General features: G+C 58.9%; 12 protein-coding genes and 3 tRNA genes. 10 read left to right on the top strand and 5 right to left on the bottom strand.

Annotated elements, in window-relative coordinates; translation table 11 throughout:
• The first annotated feature begins 12 nt into the window (after window positions 1-12).
• Window positions 13-768, top strand: a complete 756-nt coding sequence (locus tag ACRER8_RS14415; RefSeq protein WP_431746917.1) for a spermidine synthase — start codon at window positions 13-15, stop codon at window positions 766-768.
• A gap of 500 nt (window positions 769-1,268) precedes the next feature.
• The gene (locus tag ACRER8_RS14410) at window positions 1,269-2,936 is read left to right on the top strand and encodes a DEAD/DEAH box helicase (RefSeq protein ID WP_431746916.1); all 1,668 of its coding nucleotides are present in this window, start codon (window positions 1,269-1,271) and stop codon (window positions 2,934-2,936) included.
• A gap of 148 nt (window positions 2,937-3,084) precedes the next feature.
• On the opposite strand, the gene ACRER8_RS14405 is transcribed toward ACRER8_RS14410, so the two are convergent.
• The gene (locus tag ACRER8_RS14405) at window positions 3,085-3,852 is read right to left on the bottom strand and encodes a DODA-type extradiol aromatic ring-opening family dioxygenase (protein WP_431746915.1); all 768 of its coding nucleotides are present in this window, start codon (window positions 3,850-3,852) and stop codon (window positions 3,085-3,087) included.
• Window positions 3,853-3,955: 103 nt separating this feature from the next.
• Between ACRER8_RS14405 and ACRER8_RS14400 the strand changes: the two genes are divergently transcribed.
• Window positions 3,956-4,612 (top strand): thiopurine S-methyltransferase, encoded by a 657-nt coding sequence (locus ACRER8_RS14400; protein ID WP_431746914.1) that lies wholly within the window; start codon window positions 3,956-3,958, stop codon window positions 4,610-4,612.
• 220 nt (window positions 4,613-4,832) lie between these two features.
• On the opposite strand, the gene htpX is transcribed toward ACRER8_RS14400, so the two are convergent.
• Window positions 4,833-5,720, bottom strand: a complete 888-nt coding sequence (gene htpX, locus ACRER8_RS14395) for a protease HtpX (RefSeq protein WP_431746913.1) — start codon at window positions 5,718-5,720, stop codon at window positions 4,833-4,835.
• Window positions 5,721-6,006: 286 nt separating this feature from the next.
• Window positions 6,007-7,218, bottom strand: coding sequence for a pyridoxal phosphate-dependent aminotransferase (locus ACRER8_RS14390; RefSeq protein ID WP_431746912.1), 1,212 nt, complete (start codon window positions 7,216-7,218; stop codon window positions 6,007-6,009).
• Between the two features lie 193 nt (window positions 7,219-7,411).
• Here ACRER8_RS14390 and msrB point away from each other — a divergent pair, with 193 nt between their 5' ends.
• Window positions 7,412-7,810: a peptide-methionine (R)-S-oxide reductase MsrB gene (gene msrB / locus ACRER8_RS14385; protein WP_431746911.1), complete on the top strand. Its 399-nt coding sequence runs from the start codon at window positions 7,412-7,414 to the stop codon at window positions 7,808-7,810.
• An 86-nt stretch (window positions 7,811-7,896) separates the two neighbouring features.
• The gene (locus ACRER8_RS14380) at window positions 7,897-8,382 is read left to right on the top strand and encodes a glutathione peroxidase (protein WP_431746910.1); all 486 of its coding nucleotides are present in this window, start codon (window positions 7,897-7,899) and stop codon (window positions 8,380-8,382) included.
• 425 nt (window positions 8,383-8,807) lie between these two features.
• On the opposite strand, the gene ACRER8_RS14375 is transcribed toward ACRER8_RS14380, so the two are convergent.
• Complete coding sequence (locus tag ACRER8_RS14375; RefSeq protein ID WP_431746909.1) at window positions 8,808-11,129, bottom strand: response regulator; 2,322 nt, start codon at window positions 11,127-11,129, stop codon at window positions 8,808-8,810.
• A 103-nt stretch (window positions 11,130-11,232) separates the two neighbouring features.
• Here ACRER8_RS14375 and ACRER8_RS14370 point away from each other — a divergent pair, with 103 nt between their 5' ends.
• Together ACRER8_RS14370 and ACRER8_RS14365 are read left to right on the top strand one after the other, a co-directional pair.
• Window positions 11,233-12,126 carry an ATP-binding protein gene (locus ACRER8_RS14370; RefSeq protein WP_431746908.1) on the top strand — a complete coding sequence of 298 codons (894 nt, stop codon included), beginning with the start codon at window positions 11,233-11,235 and terminating at the stop codon, window positions 12,124-12,126.
• Window positions 12,123-12,605 carry a GAF domain-containing protein gene (locus ACRER8_RS14365; RefSeq protein WP_431746907.1) on the top strand — a complete coding sequence of 161 codons (483 nt, stop codon included), beginning with the start codon at window positions 12,123-12,125 and terminating at the stop codon, window positions 12,603-12,605. Before ACRER8_RS14370 ends, ACRER8_RS14365 begins: the two co-directional genes overlap by 4 nt.
• 212 nt (window positions 12,606-12,817) lie before the next feature.
• Here ACRER8_RS14365 and ACRER8_RS14360 read toward each other — a convergent pair whose 3' ends face one another.
• Complete coding sequence (locus tag ACRER8_RS14360; protein WP_431746906.1) at window positions 12,818-13,591, bottom strand: hypothetical protein; 774 nt, start codon at window positions 13,589-13,591, stop codon at window positions 12,818-12,820.
• Window positions 13,592-13,855: 264 nt separating this feature from the next.
• Between ACRER8_RS14360 and ACRER8_RS14355 the strand changes: the two genes are divergently transcribed.
• The 3 genes from ACRER8_RS14355 (at window position 13,856) to ACRER8_RS14345 (ending at window position 14,187) form a co-directional block, all read left to right on the top strand.
• Window positions 13,856-13,931 (top strand) — tRNA-Glu (locus tag ACRER8_RS14355).
• Window positions 13,932-13,933: 2 nt separating this feature from the next.
• Window positions 13,934-14,009, top strand: a tRNA-Gly gene (locus ACRER8_RS14350).
• Window positions 14,010-14,111: 102 nt separating this feature from the next.
• Window positions 14,112-14,187: transfer RNA gene (locus ACRER8_RS14345), tRNA-Glu, on the top strand.

The raw sequence follows: 14,187 nt of genomic DNA, 5'->3' as shown, positions 1-14,187 counted from the left end.
AAGAGAGCAGCAATGACCGAGGAGCGTGTAGAGCGCGTGTTGGCTGAAGTTCACGATGACTTCGGCATGATCCGCGTGCTGGAAGTGGACGACTATCGCTTTCTGGAGTTCGGCGATGCCATCGAGCAGAGCTGCACCTTCACGGCTGATCCGGCGTGGCTGGAATATGACTACACCCGCGCCATGCTGATCGGCGCGCTGTGCCACGAGGCGCCGGAAAGCGCGCTATTCATGGGGCTTGGCGCTGGTACGCTGACCCAGGCATGTCTCAAGTTCCTGCCGCTGGACGACGTCGAAGCCATCGAACTGCGCCCGGACGTGCCGCGTCTGGCCATGGAATACATGGGACTTGCGGACGATCCGCGGCTTTACATCCGCATCGGCGATGCCCTGGAGTTACTGCCAACGGCGGAAAGCGCCGACCTGATCTTCGTCGACCTCTACACCGACACCGGCCCCGCGGTGGGGCATCTGGCGTGGGGCTTTCTGGAAAAATGCCAGCAGCGCCTGAACCCCGGCGGCTGGCTGATCATCAATCAATGGGCCTCGGACGACGGCAAGCCGTTGGGCGCGGCGCTGCTGCGAGGCCTTTATCACCGCCATTACTGGGAATTGCCGGTGAAGGAGGGCAACGTGATTCTCATCGTACCCGCCGATCTGAACCAGACGCTGGACATGGACGCGCTGATCGAACGCGCCGAAGCCCTCGCGCCACAACTGGGCTATTCACTGTCGCCGCTGATCAAGACCGTACGCTCAGCGACCTGAGGCGTGCTCTCAATGACCGCTGGCGGGGCTTGTGCTCGATCCCGGCGCGCTGGCCCCTTTGGCGGACATCACCCCATTGACCAAGGTTAAGGCTGTCTCGGCCATGACCAGTCCGTCGGTGAGGTGTAGGTGGACTAAGATGAATCGTTTAAGCCCGGCCGCCAGTAATACCGGGCTCTCGAACAATAGTCACTGACTCCGCTCGGGCATCAAGCCTGTGACCGAGGGACGTAAGGTGTTCTTTAACTGAAAAAAATCCTCACTTTTTCCGGCAATTCCGGTATAGTGCGCGCCGGCCTTTCATAGGGCCCTCGTCACGGTATGGGTTTGCGAAGCCTTCTTCGCAGGCCGGTTCCCACACGAACTATCCTTGACGATCCATTCATCAATACGTTTTCGCAAATCCCCGCCGACAAAGCAGCCAGGGTGACTCTAGGGTCTTACACGGCACGCGCAGCTTTGAAGCATGGGTCTTTGCGGATGCACTCAGAGGCAGACCCATGACCCAGGAAACCGGCGGCTTCGCCGCTCTCGACCTTCATCCGAATATTGTTGCAGCCGTTATCGCTACCGGCTACGAAGAGCCTTCGGCCATTCAGCAGCAATCGATCCCGATCATTCTTGCCGGTCACGACATGATCGGTCAGGCGCAGACAGGTACCGGTAAAACCGCGGCCTTCGCACTGCCTATCCTGAGCCGCATCGACCCGGCAAAACGCGAACCGCAAGCGCTGATCCTCGCGCCGACCCGCGAACTGGCCCTGCAAGTGGCCACCGCTTTCGAAACCTACGCCAAGCAAATGCCGGGCGTGACCGTCGTGGCTGTCTATGGCGGCGCGCCAATGGGCCCGCAGCTGAAAGCCATCCGCAATGGCGCTCAAATCGTCGTCGCTACCCCGGGTCGTCTGTGCGACCACCTGCGTCGTGACGAAAAAGTCCTGGCGACCGTGAACCACCTGGTTCTCGACGAAGCTGACGAAATGCTCAAGCTGGGCTTCATGGACGACCTCGAAGTCATCTTCAAGGCCATGCCGGAAACCCGCCAGACCGTACTGTTCTCGGCCACGCTGCCGCAGTCGATCCGTGCAATCGCCGAGCGTCATCTGAAAGACCCGAAACACGTCAAGATCCAGAGCAAGACCCAGACCGTTACCGCAATCGAGCAGGCTCACCTGCTGGTTCACGCTGACCAGAAGACCTCTGCCGTCCTGAGCCTGCTGGAAGTCGAAGATTTCGACGCCCTGATCATGTTCGTACGGACCAAGCAGGCCACTCTGGACCTGGCGAGCGCCCTGGAAGCCAAAGGCTACAAGGCCGCTGCACTGAACGGCGATATCGCCCAGAACCAGCGTGAGCGCGTCATCGACTCGCTGAAAGATGGCCGTCTGGACATCGTTGTCGCGACCGACGTTGCTGCCCGTGGTCTGGACGTTCCGCGTATCACTCACGTTTTCAACGTGGATATGCCGTACGATCCAGAGTCCTACGTTCACCGTATCGGCCGTACCGGTCGTGCCGGTCGCGAAGGTCGTGCGCTGCTGCTGGTAACGCCACGCGAGCGCCGCATGCTGCAAGTGATCGAGCGTGTGACCGGTCAGAAGGTTGCCGAGGTTCGCCTGCCGGACTCGCAAGCCGTTCTCGATGCTCGCATCAAGAAACTGACCAACAGCCTGGCGCCGCTGGTTGCCGATGCCGAAGCGAGCCATGGCGATTTGCTGGACCGTCTGACCGCCGACATCGGTTGCACCCCACGTGCACTGGCTGCCGGATTGCTGCGTAAGGCTACCAACGGTCAGGCTCTGACCCTGGCTGCCATTGAGAAAGAACGTCCACTGGTGCCGAACAGTGCGCCGCGTGGCGATCGTCCGTCGGGTGACCGTCCTGATCGTGGCGACCGTGAGCGTCGTGCACCGATGCCGCTGGCTGAAGGCCGCGCTCGTTGCCGTACCGCGCTGGGCGCGCGTGACGGTATCGCTGCCAAGAACCTGCTGGGCGCCATCCTCAACGAAGGTGGCCTGGCTCGCGAAGCGATCGGTCGCATCCAGGTGCGTGACAGCTTCAGCCTCGTCGAGCTGCCGGAAGACGGCCTCGAGCGTCTGCTGGCCAAGCTGAAAGACACCCGCGTTGCCGGCAAGCAGCTGAAACTGCGTCGTTACCGCGAAGACTGATCGGCGCTGAGCTGATCGTCTGAATGAAAAAATCCCCGACTGGTTCGGGGGTTTTTTTGTCTGGAGTTTGGTAGTTAGCGGCTGGCGCTGTCGCGGACGGTTACAGGGAACTTCGCCATTCACGGAATTGGCATAAAGAAACCAGCCTTCAACCAAACCGGTAAATGTCCATTCCCAACGCACCCATGGTGAAACCCTTGTGCGCCACGCTGAATTTACCCCCAGCACCCCGCGCGAAATAAAGAGGCAACAGATGCTCGTCGGAGGGGTGGTTGCGCGCGGCATTGGGGGCCTGGCGGCGATAGTCGTGCAATGCGTCTTCATCGTCGGCCGCCAGTTTCTCAACCATCCAGTCCCGGAACTGCCTCGCCCAAGGCTCGATGCTCTCCGGGCCCGCGTGCCAATCCAGCTCGCGCAGGTTGTGGGTGATGCTGCCGGAGCCGATGATCAGGACGTCTTGTGCACGCAACTTATTCAGCGCATGGCCCACACGCGTCTGCACGGCCGGCCCCATGCGCGTCGGTAAGGAAACCTGCACGATCGGGATATCCGCCTGCGGATACATCAACGACAACGGCACCCATACCCCGTGATCGAAGGGGCGGCGGGTATCGATGCACGCGTGCAGGTTGGCGGCTCCCAGCAATTCCATCACCTGTCGCGTCATCTCCGGTTGTCCGGGCGCGGGGTATTGCACGGCGAACAGCGCGGCAGGAAAACCGCCAAAGTCATGCCAGGTTTCCGGCTGCGGATTGCCGTTAACCAGCAGTTCGTTGCTTTCCCAGTGCGCCGAGACGATCACGATCGTTTTGGGTCGGGGCAGTTCTGTGGCCAGGCGCTTCAATGCGGGGCCACTGGCACCGGGTTCCAGCGCGAGCATGGGTGAACCATGAGAAATGAACAGGCTAGGGAACATGTCAGGTGTCCTGAGCGTATAAGATAGGGCCATGATCAGGCAGACATTGATCTAAATCTAATATAAGTTTTTGCGCCGTTTGATCGAAATATCAGGAGCATTTATGGAGCCGCAGTTTTGGCATGAGCGCTGGGCGATCAATCAGATTGGCTTCAATCAGTCAGAGGTGAACCGGTATCTCGTTATGTTCTGGCCGCAGTTGACGGTAAAGCCGGGCGAGCGGGTGTTCGTGCCCCTGTGTGGGAAAACCATCGATATGCACTGGCTCTTGCACCAGGGCTTCCACGTGGTAGGGGCTGAACTTTCGGAAACGGCTGTTGCGGCTTGGTTCAGCGAAGGCGGGCTGACGCCCGAGATAGAAGAGCGCGGCCTGTTCAAAGTCTACCGCCACGGCGAGTGCGAGATTTGGTGCGGCGACTTTTTCGCCCTGACAGCTAAGGACATTGGCGAGTGCACGGCGTTTTACGATCGGGCCGCACTGATCGCGATGCCTGAGCAAATGCGCTGGCAGTATGTCCAGCAGCTCAATCGGCTGATGGCCGAGGACTCCTGCGGTCTCCTCATCACGCTGGATTACGACCAGTCACAAGTCGCTGGGCCGCCTTTTTCGGTGGACGAAGATGAGGTGCAGCAACTGCTGTCTCCGGAATGGCGGGTGAAGCTTGTGGGCGACTGGGATGTGCTGGAGAAGAGCGCCAAATTCAAGCAGGCTGGCGCTACGCGGCTGATGGAGTGCGCATATCGGATGTTTCGGCGCTGATGGCTGAAGCGAGAGCGAGGCTGATTTGCTGGGCGAGCGAATTCATTCGCGAAAAACAGGACAGTCGACATGGATGTGTCGGTTGTACTGGCTAATCGCGAATGAATTCGCTCCCACAAGAATCCCGCGTCAGCTGGCCGAATGTGTATGTCTGGGGCAAAAGAAAAAGGGCGACTTCTGTCGCCCTTTCTTTATATCTGCATATCTGCCGCTTGGAGAATCAACCGCGGCGACGTAGCGCCTCGATACGGTCTTCCAGTGCCGGGTGGCTCATGAACAGCCCAGCCAGACCGTGCTTCAAGCCGCCATTGATGCCGAACGCGGTGAGGCTCTCTGGCATCTGCACCGGAACGCCTTGTTCCGAACGCAGTCGCTGCAAGGCGCTGATCATCGCGCCGGTACCGGCCAGGCGGGCGCCGGCGTCATCGGCGCGGTATTCGCGTTTGCGCGAGAACCACATGACGATGGCGCTGGCCAGAAAGCCCAGCACGATTTCGGCAAAGATAGTCGCGATGTAAAACGCGATGCCGCGGCCTTCTTCGTTCTTGAAGATTACCTTGTCGACGAAGTTGCCGATGATCCGCGCGAAGAACATGACGAAGGTGTTCACCACGCCCTGGACCAATGCCAGAGTGACCATGTCGCCATTGGACACGTGGCCGATCTCATGGGCCAGAACCGCTTTCACCTCATCGGGCGAGAAACGCTCCAGCAAGCCCTGGCTGACAGCCACCAGAGCGTCGTTCTTGTTCCAGCCGGTAGCGAAGGCGTTGGCCTCGTATGCCGGGAAAATCCCGACTTCCGGCATCTTGATGCCAGCCTCGCGGGACAGTTGTTCTACGGTCTGCAGCAGCCATTGTTCATGGCGGGTGCGGGGTTGGGTGATGATCTGAGTCCCGGTGCTCATCTTTGCCATCCACTTGGAAATGAACAGCGAGAACAGCGAACCGGCGAAACCAAATACGGCGCAGAAGATCAGCAGCTGATTGAGGTTGAGATCAACCCCGTTGGCCGCCATGAACCCATTGAAGCCAAACAGGCTCAGGGTGATGCTGGCAATCAGCACGACCGCAAGGTTAGTGGCCAAAAACAGCAAGATGCGCATCATGGTGTGGAATTTCTCCTCGTGAAGAATGTGTAACGTGTTGCGGGGTATATAAGGTGATGTCAGTGGGTATTCAACCGGGCGACTATTTCAAACTGTGTCGTTTTGCGTTGATGGGGTAATTATGGGCCATTGGCGTGGAGCGCGCGGGGTAGTGCGATAAGTAGTCTGTCGGATGGAGATTGGAACTGTAGGAACCAGCTTGCTGGCGAACGACGGTGGGTCAGTGACGCAAATGTTGACTGACCCACCGTCGTTCGCCAGCAAGCCGGCTCCTACAGAAGTAGCATTACTGCTTATACGACTTCAGGAAATTGCCGATCCGACCGATCGCCTGCTCCAGATCATCCACGCGCGGCAGGGTCACCACGCGGAAATGGTCCGGCCATGGCCAGTTGAATGCGGTGCCTTGAACGATCAGCAGCTTTTCCGAGAGCAGCAGGTCCAGCGCGAATTTCTCGTCGTTGTGGATCGGGCAGACTTTCGGGTCGATCCGCGGAAACGCATACAGCGCACCCATCGGCTTCACGCAACTGACGCCGGGGATGTCGTTGAGCAACTCCCAGGTACGGTTGCGCTGCTCCAGCAGGCGGCCCGGTGGCAGGATCAGGTCATTGATGCTCTGATACCCACCCAAGGCGGTCTGGATCGCATGTTGGCTCGGCACGTTGGCGCACAGCCGCATGTTGGCCAGAATATCGATGCCTTCGATGTAGCTATGGGCATTGTGTTTCGGGCCGGAAATGGCGATCCAGCCAGAGCGGAAACCCGCCACACGATAGGACTTGGACAGACCGTTGAAGGTCAGGCACAGCAGGTCAGGCGCCAGCGAAGCAGTGCAGATGTGCACGGCGTCGTCGTACAGAATCTTGTCGTAGATCTCGTCGGAGAACACCACCAGGTTGTGCTGGCGGGCGATTTCCAGCATGCCCAACAGCACTTCTTTCGAATAGACGGCGCCAGTCGGGTTGTTCGGATTGATGATCACCATGGCCTTGGTGTTCGGGGTGATCTTGGCCTTGATGTCGTCCAGATCAGGCCACCAGTTAGCCTGCTCGTCGCACAGATAATGCACCGGGCTGCCACCGGACAACGCTACGGCAGCGGTCCACAGCGGATAATCGGGCGCCGGTACCAGCACTTCGTCGCCATTGTTGAGCAGCGCCTGCATTGACATCACGATCAGCTCGGAGACGCCGTTGCCCAGGTAGATGTCTTCGATGCCGACCCCTTCGACCTGCTTCTGCTGGTAGTACTGCATCACCGCCTTGCGCGCGCTGAACAGGCCTTTGGAGTCGCTGTAGCCCTGTGCGGTCGGCAGGTTGCGGATCACGTCCTGCAGGATTTCGTCCGGCGCCTCGAAACCAAATGGCGCCGGGTTGCCGATGTTCAGCTTGAGGATGCGATGGCCTTCCTCTTCCAGGCGCTTGGCGTGCTTGAGCACGGGCCCGCGAATGTCGTAGCAGACGTTGGCGAGCTTGTTCGATTTGCTGAACTGCATGGTGATTGATCCCGAAAATGGACGATCCGCTAAACAAGGCGAACGCGAACCGCTGAGCACGACGCCATCAAAATGAATTTGTATGCCTGGAAGGCCGGTGACAGACTGGCGTTTAACGAAGGCGCAATCATACGTGCCACCCGATCCGTGGAAAAGACACAGTTCGGGCTTTTTCAGTTGTGGAGGTGTACCCGTGGAAAAGCTGGAAAAAACCCTTGAAGAATGGAAACAGATGCTCGATCCAGAGCAGTACAACGTCTGTCGCCTCAAAGCCACCGAGCGACCCTTCACCGGCAAGTACAACAGCACCAAGACCGATGGGGTCTATCACTGTATTTGCTGCAACGAGGCGCTGTTCGACTCCACCACCAAGTTCGATTCGGGCTGCGGCTGGCCAAGTTTTTATGCGCCCATCGAAGGCAGCGCAGTGGTGGAGGTCCGTGACGTCAGCCATGGCATGATCCGCACCGAAGTGGTCTGCGCCAAATGCGATGCGCATCTGGGCCACGTGTTCCCGGACGGTCCGCCACCGACCGGCCTGCGCTACTGCATCAACTCGGTGTGTCTGGATCTGGTTTCCCGCGAAGCCTGATGCCTCGATATCACTGTGTGTAATTGAATGGCGCGCCAATCAATAGCGCGCTAATTTGGCGCTTTGATCCTTCTCGAGGCATCGTCATGAGCGAAAGTTTGCTGAACATCCCGGTGCAGACCATCAAGGGCGAGCAAAAGACGCTTGCGGACTATGCCGGCAAGGCCGTTCTAGTGGTCAATACCGCCAGCAAGTGCGGCTTCACCCCGCAATACAAGGGGCTTGAAGATCTGTGGCAGAGCTACAAGGATCGTGGGCTGGTGGTGTTGGGTTTTCCATGCAACCAGTTCGGCAAACAGGAACCGGGTAACGAAGGCGCGATTTCCGAGTTCTGTGAGTTGAACTATGGGGTGAGCTTTCCTTTGTTCAAGAAGATCGACGTGAACGGCAGTGCTGCTCATCCGTTGTTCGTGCAATTGAAACAGCAGGCGCCGGGCTTGCTGGGCTCGCAGCGCATCAAGTGGAATTTCACCAAATTCCTCATCGGCAAGGACGGCAAGCTGGTCAAACGCTACGCGCCGCTGACCAAGCCAGAGGAATTGAAATCGGACATCGAAGCGCTTTTGAAGTGATTGTCGAACCTTCGTAGCCGCGCTGCTCGTATGTTGTCTCGGTGCCAGGGAAATACCAAGGCTCATACAAGCGCCACGTACCTGTAGGAGCCGGCTTGCTGGCGAACCGGCTGTGTCAGGCACTGTAGATTTGACCGATATACCGCATTCGCCAGCCGGCTCCTACAGAGGCAGGCGGCGCTTGGAAGAACGCCACGCCGGCAGGCCGTGCTGCTTGTATTTTGTGTCGGTGCCAAGGAAAAAACCAAGGCTCATACAAGCGCCGCGTACCTGTAGGAGCCGGCTTGCTGGCGAACCGGCTGTGTCAGGCACTGATGATTTGACCGATATACCGCGTTCGCCAGCACGCCGGCTCCTATAAAGTCAGGCGGCGCTTGGAAGAACGCCACCCCCGGAACAGATCACCTACGGGGATAGCGTGACGCTCAAGGTCTGACGCTTGGCGCTGCGGCCCACTGATCCAACAGGCTGAGCAATTCCTCGCGATGAAACGGCTTGGCCAGGTAGTCGTTCATGCCCGCATTCTTGCAGTGCTCGCGCTCTTCGGGCATGGCGTTGGCGGTGAGGGCGATGATCGGCAGACCCGGCCATTTGCCTTTCTGCCGAATCAGGCGGGTGGCTTCATAACCGTCCATCACCGGCATGTTGCAGTCCATCAACACCAGGTCGAAATGGCTGCGTTCCAACTGCTGCAGCGCTTCGGCACCGTGGCTGCAGACCACCACCTCACAACCCAGCTTGCTGAGCATGCCCTTGGCCACGAGCTGATTCACGGGATTGTCTTCCACCAACAAGATCCGCGCGCGGTGAGGCACATGCTGCACGCTTGGTGGGCGGCCGGGCAGGGAGTCGTCAATGTGCAGGATACGTTGCAGCGCCTGATGCAGGACGTTGCGTGACAGTGGCCGCGCCTGCTGTTGCAGCGGTGCGAGCGCGATCACCTGTTCGCCGGGGATGAAATTACCGTAAGCGGTTACCAATAGAATGGGGATGCGGGTGGCAGGGCGGATGGTCGCCAGGCACTCGGCGCGGTCCGTGATCAGCAGGTCGGGTTGCACATCCTGTCGCGGGTCATCGGCGGAAAAATGCCGATAGTCGATACCCCATTCCGGCAGGAGTCGGCTCAACAATTCCGTCAGTCCACTGTCTTTGGCGCTGACCACCATTACCCGGCCCTTCAACGCCGGCCATACCGGCGCTGGCGTATGCGCAGGCAAGGGCAGATCGGCATAGAACCGACTTCCCACCCCCGCCGTGGATTCAATGTTCAACTGCCCGCTCATGGCCTTGCACAGATTGTGCGTCAATGTGAGGCCCAGCCCGGTCCCGCCATACTGACGGGTGATGGCAGCTTCGGCCTGGGTGAACGGCTGAAAGATTTTTGCCTGGGCGTCCTGGGCGATGCCGATGCCTGTGTCGCAGACCTCGATGCGGACCTTGTCGTCCAGCTGGCTCAGGCGAATGTCGACACGCCCAACGCGGGTGAACTTGAGCGCGTTGGACAGCAGATTGCTGACGATCTGCCGAACCCGAGTCGGGTCGCCCAGCACCAGCGTCGGAAAGCGCGGATCGATCAGGCAGGTCAGCTCCACACTCGGCGCGGCGTTCTGCGACAGCAGGTTGGCGGTGTCCTCGATCAAGCTGCCGAGATCGAACGGGATGTGCTCCAGCTCCAGCTGTCCGGCATCGAATTTTGACAGATCGAGAATATCGTTGAGTAGTTCCACCAGGACCTTTCCCGAGTCGTGAGCAATGGACAGCTGCTGACGCTGTTCAGCACTCAACGGCCCATCCAGCGACAGCGCCAGCATGCCCAGCAGTCCATTGAGCGGCGTGCGGATCTCGTGACTCATATGCGCCAGAAACGCCGAGCGGGCATGGGCCATGTCCAGTGCGGTGCTGCGGGCAATCTGCAACTCCTCATTGGACTGGCTGAGGCGGGCGTTGCTGGCCTTAAGTTCCCGAGTGCGGGCGGAAACCATGTTTTCCAGTTCGTTGAGGTGCTCGGTCAGGCTGTTTTCAGCGTCGAGACGACGGCCGAATTCACGGGCAACGTTATCGAACTGTTGATTGGTGACTTGTACCAGCACGCCGATCTCATCGTTTTCATGGCCGGGCGGGCAGGGCAGAGCGAGTTGGCTGGGGCTACGGGAATCTCGTCGGGACAGCGCCCGAATGACGCCGGTCAGGGGCTTGGTCAGCGTCAGATAAAACAATCCCATGAGAATCCCGGCAAACACCAGGCTGCGGAAAAAGCCGCCGAGCAGCGTAATTTCCGCGCGTTGCAGGAAGTGACTGCCGAAGGCGAAGGTGTCGACATCCAGCTGCAGCATACCGATGGCTTCATTCGGCATATGCTCCAGGTGCAGAACGTCGACGAACTGGCGGCTTTCACCGAACAGCCAGTCGCTGAGCATGCGGTACGGATTTTTCGTGAGCGGCCGTGAAACGGCAGCCAGCAGCACATTGTTGTTGTCGGTCAGACGCGCGCCGACCACGGCTGGGGAATGCAGCAAGCCTGAAATCAGCTCTTGCGCGAGCTCTGCGTCGATGTTGTAGGCGATGCGTGATGCGGGGTTGTGACTGATTTGCAGCAAAGAGCGAATTTCACGATCGATCGAGGCGTCTTCGCTGGCATAATCGATCGCAATTTGCACCAGGCTGAACAGGGTCCCCAACAGGAACCCGAGCAGAACGGTCAAACGGGCCTGTTTGTACGACAGTCGGTGGGTGATTCGTATATCCATAAGGGCGCTTGGTCCATAGGGCACTTGCACTTCATGTGTCCGTCGCGGGACCAAGCATAGCTGATCGCACACCGGCTTTAACCAGTTAAATCAAGGAGAAATCGTGGATTCTCGGTTGAATGCATTTCTGGAACGCGCCGAATCGGTTCTCGCGCGACTCGAGCCTCTTTTGCCAGCCCTGCGTGAGCCTGTGGACTGGGACAGATCGCTGGCTGCGCGCTGGGTGCGCGAGGGGCGTGTCGGTTATCTGATGCCGTTGGATGTCACCCTGGACATGCGCCTGTCTGACCTCATCGGTGTCGATCAACAGCGCGCGCAACTGGGCCGCAACACCCAGCAATTCATCGACGGTCTGCCTGCCAACCACGCGTTGCTCTGGGGCTCGCGCGGCACCGGCAAATCCTCGCTGGTTCGTGCACTGCTTGCCGAGCACGCCAAGGCGGGCCTGCGTCTGATCGAGATCGAACGCGATCATCTGGGCGATCTGCCGCGGGTTGTCGAGCAATTGCAGAAGTTGCCGCAACGCTTCGTGCTGTTTTGCGACGACCTGTCGTTCGAATCCGGTGAGGGCGATTACCGCGTGCTCAAGAGCGTGCTCGACGGCTCGCTGGAACAGGCCCCGGACAACGTGCTGTTGTACGCCACCTCCAACCGCCGCCATCTGGTGCCGGAGAAGGAAAGCGACAACGCTCATTGGCAGCGCGGCGACGACGGCGAAATTCATCCAAGCGAAGCGGTCGAGGACAAGATTGCCCTGTCCGATCGTTTCGGTCTGTGGCTGTCCTTTTATCCATTCACCCAAGAGCACTTCCTGGATGTGGTGGAGCACTGGATCGGCGAGCTGGCCGCCAAGGCAGGGTTGCAGTGGCAGCGGGATCATGAGCTCGAAATCCTCGCGGTGCGCTGGGCGACCGGGCGCGGCAACCGTAATGGCCGCTGTGCCTATCAGTTTGCTCGTTATTGGGTTGGATTGAAAATGCTGGAGCAACATCCATGATCGATTTGAAAGCAGCCGGAGAGGGCCTGGGCGGCTATCGTCTGCTGGCCGCACAGCTGGAGTCTCTGCTGGCCGACGAGCGCGATTTCATCGCCAACGCCGCGCAGTTTTCGGCGTTCCTTTATACCCAGCTCGACGACCTGAACTGGGCCGGCTTCTACCTCAACCGCGATGAGGAGCTGGTGCTCGGGCCGTTTCAGGGGCAGATCGCCTGCGTCCGGATTCCATTTGGCAAAGGAGTTTGCGGCACCGCGGCGCAAAGCCGCGAGACTCAGCGCGTGCTGGATGTGCACGAATTCCCTGGGCACATCGCCTGCGACAGCGCATCCAACAGCGAGCTGGTCGTGCCGTTGGTCAAGGAGGGCCGGCTGATTGGGGTGCTGGACCTGGACAGTCCAAGTCTGGCGCGCTTCAGCGAAGCGGATCAGGAGGGGATCGAGACGTTGGTGGCGATTTTTTTGAAGTTGACCGACTGTTGAGTTAAAGGCAGTGCTTTGTTAGAAGCCTCAGCCAGATTCAACTGTGGGAGCGAATTCATTCGCGAAAGATATATCAGGCGAGAGAGATGTATTGGTCATGCCAGCCGTCGCGAATGAATTCACTCCGACAGAAGCCCGGTGTCGCCGCGAAATGCAGAGCATGACGCAGCGTCACAGTGGTAGCGAATTCATTCGCGATGTGGCCACGGTCATCAATCGTAGATGGCTTTTTTCTTCCATTCGGCGTCCGCTTCGACCACTTTCAGGCCTTCGGTCAACTCATTGTTGTCGTCTTCGGTGGGCGCAATGGTGTCGAGCACCATGGCGTTGGCCCGAGCCAGTTGGTGTTCCATCGCTTGCAGATGAGATTTCCACGGCGCAGGTTCGGCCTGGTTCTTGAGGTACTGAACACCGCGTTCGAAAGCCAGACGCGCCTGACCTGGCTGATCCTGGTTCAGCGCTTGCTGCCCCAGGTTGTTGAAGAACTCGATGTGCAGCAGCACCAGCAAGTTGCGGATCTCGCGAACCCAGTGCTTGGCTTCGGCCGTTTGCAGGAAGCCGTCGTGGGCCGCGCGGGTCACCTGTCCATGCATCGCTTCCAGAAGAAAGCGCACGTCCTTGGCCTTGGCTTCGGTCTGGATCGGACTGACCGGGTTGTTGATCTTGATGTTGTCGCCCTGGGCGATCAGCACTTCCAGCTCGGTTTCACGTTCCTGGATACTTGGGTTGTTTCGTCGCTCCAGTGCAATCAGCCGCTTGATCACGTTCAGCTCAAGGCGTACCAGCAGCAGCTTGAGAGCCGGGGTCATCAACTGGCCGGGGAAGGTTTCGGACAACTCGCTGCAACGGCGCAGGCGATCGTTGAGTTCGATCAGCGTGCGGGCGCGCTCTACCTTCTTGTTCTCGGCAACGTGATTCAGATAGCCGATCGCGATCAGGAGTACGATGCCTGTAACAACCAGCAGGGTGATAATGGATGGGGTCACCGTACAAACCTCGATCAGTTAATTTTGCGCCGAGTGTAGTGGCTATGCACTGGCACGGGAAGGGCGCTGGTCGCGCCACTCTATATAGAAGCGCTTCCGCCTACATCGCTATCGGCCGCTGATTGCCGAAATAGAGGGCGAAGTCATTGATTTGAATAAATTTTCATTGGGGGGTTGACGACCCCTCCAACCATCCATAGAATGCGCGCCACTTGCAGCGTAAAGCACAGAGCATAGCGCGGCAGGCAGTGAATGTTGTAGCGTGTCCCCTTCGTCTAGTGGCCTAGGACACCGCCCTTTCACGGCGGTAACAGGGGTTCGAGTCCCCTAGGGGACGCCAATGCGGGAATAGCTCAGTTGGTAGAGCACGACCTTGCCAAGGTCGGGGTCGCGAGTTCGAGTCTCGTTTCCCGCTCCAATTTTAAGCAGCTTTGCTCAAGGGCGAAGTTGAGTGAAACCAGGAAACGTCTTCGGATGTGATTCTGGAACTGAAACACAACACCATGGTGTTTCAGGCAGTGTCCCCTTCGTCTAGTGGCCTAGGACACCGCCCTTTCACGGCGGTAACAGGGGTTCGAGTCCCCTAGGGGACGCCA

The organism is Pseudomonas sp., from assembly GCF_050739935.1.
Lineage (GTDB): Bacteria > Pseudomonadota > Gammaproteobacteria > Pseudomonadales > Pseudomonadaceae > Aquipseudomonas.
Note: the sequence above shows the minus strand (reverse complement) of the source record. Positions and strands in the feature narration are given on the sequence as shown.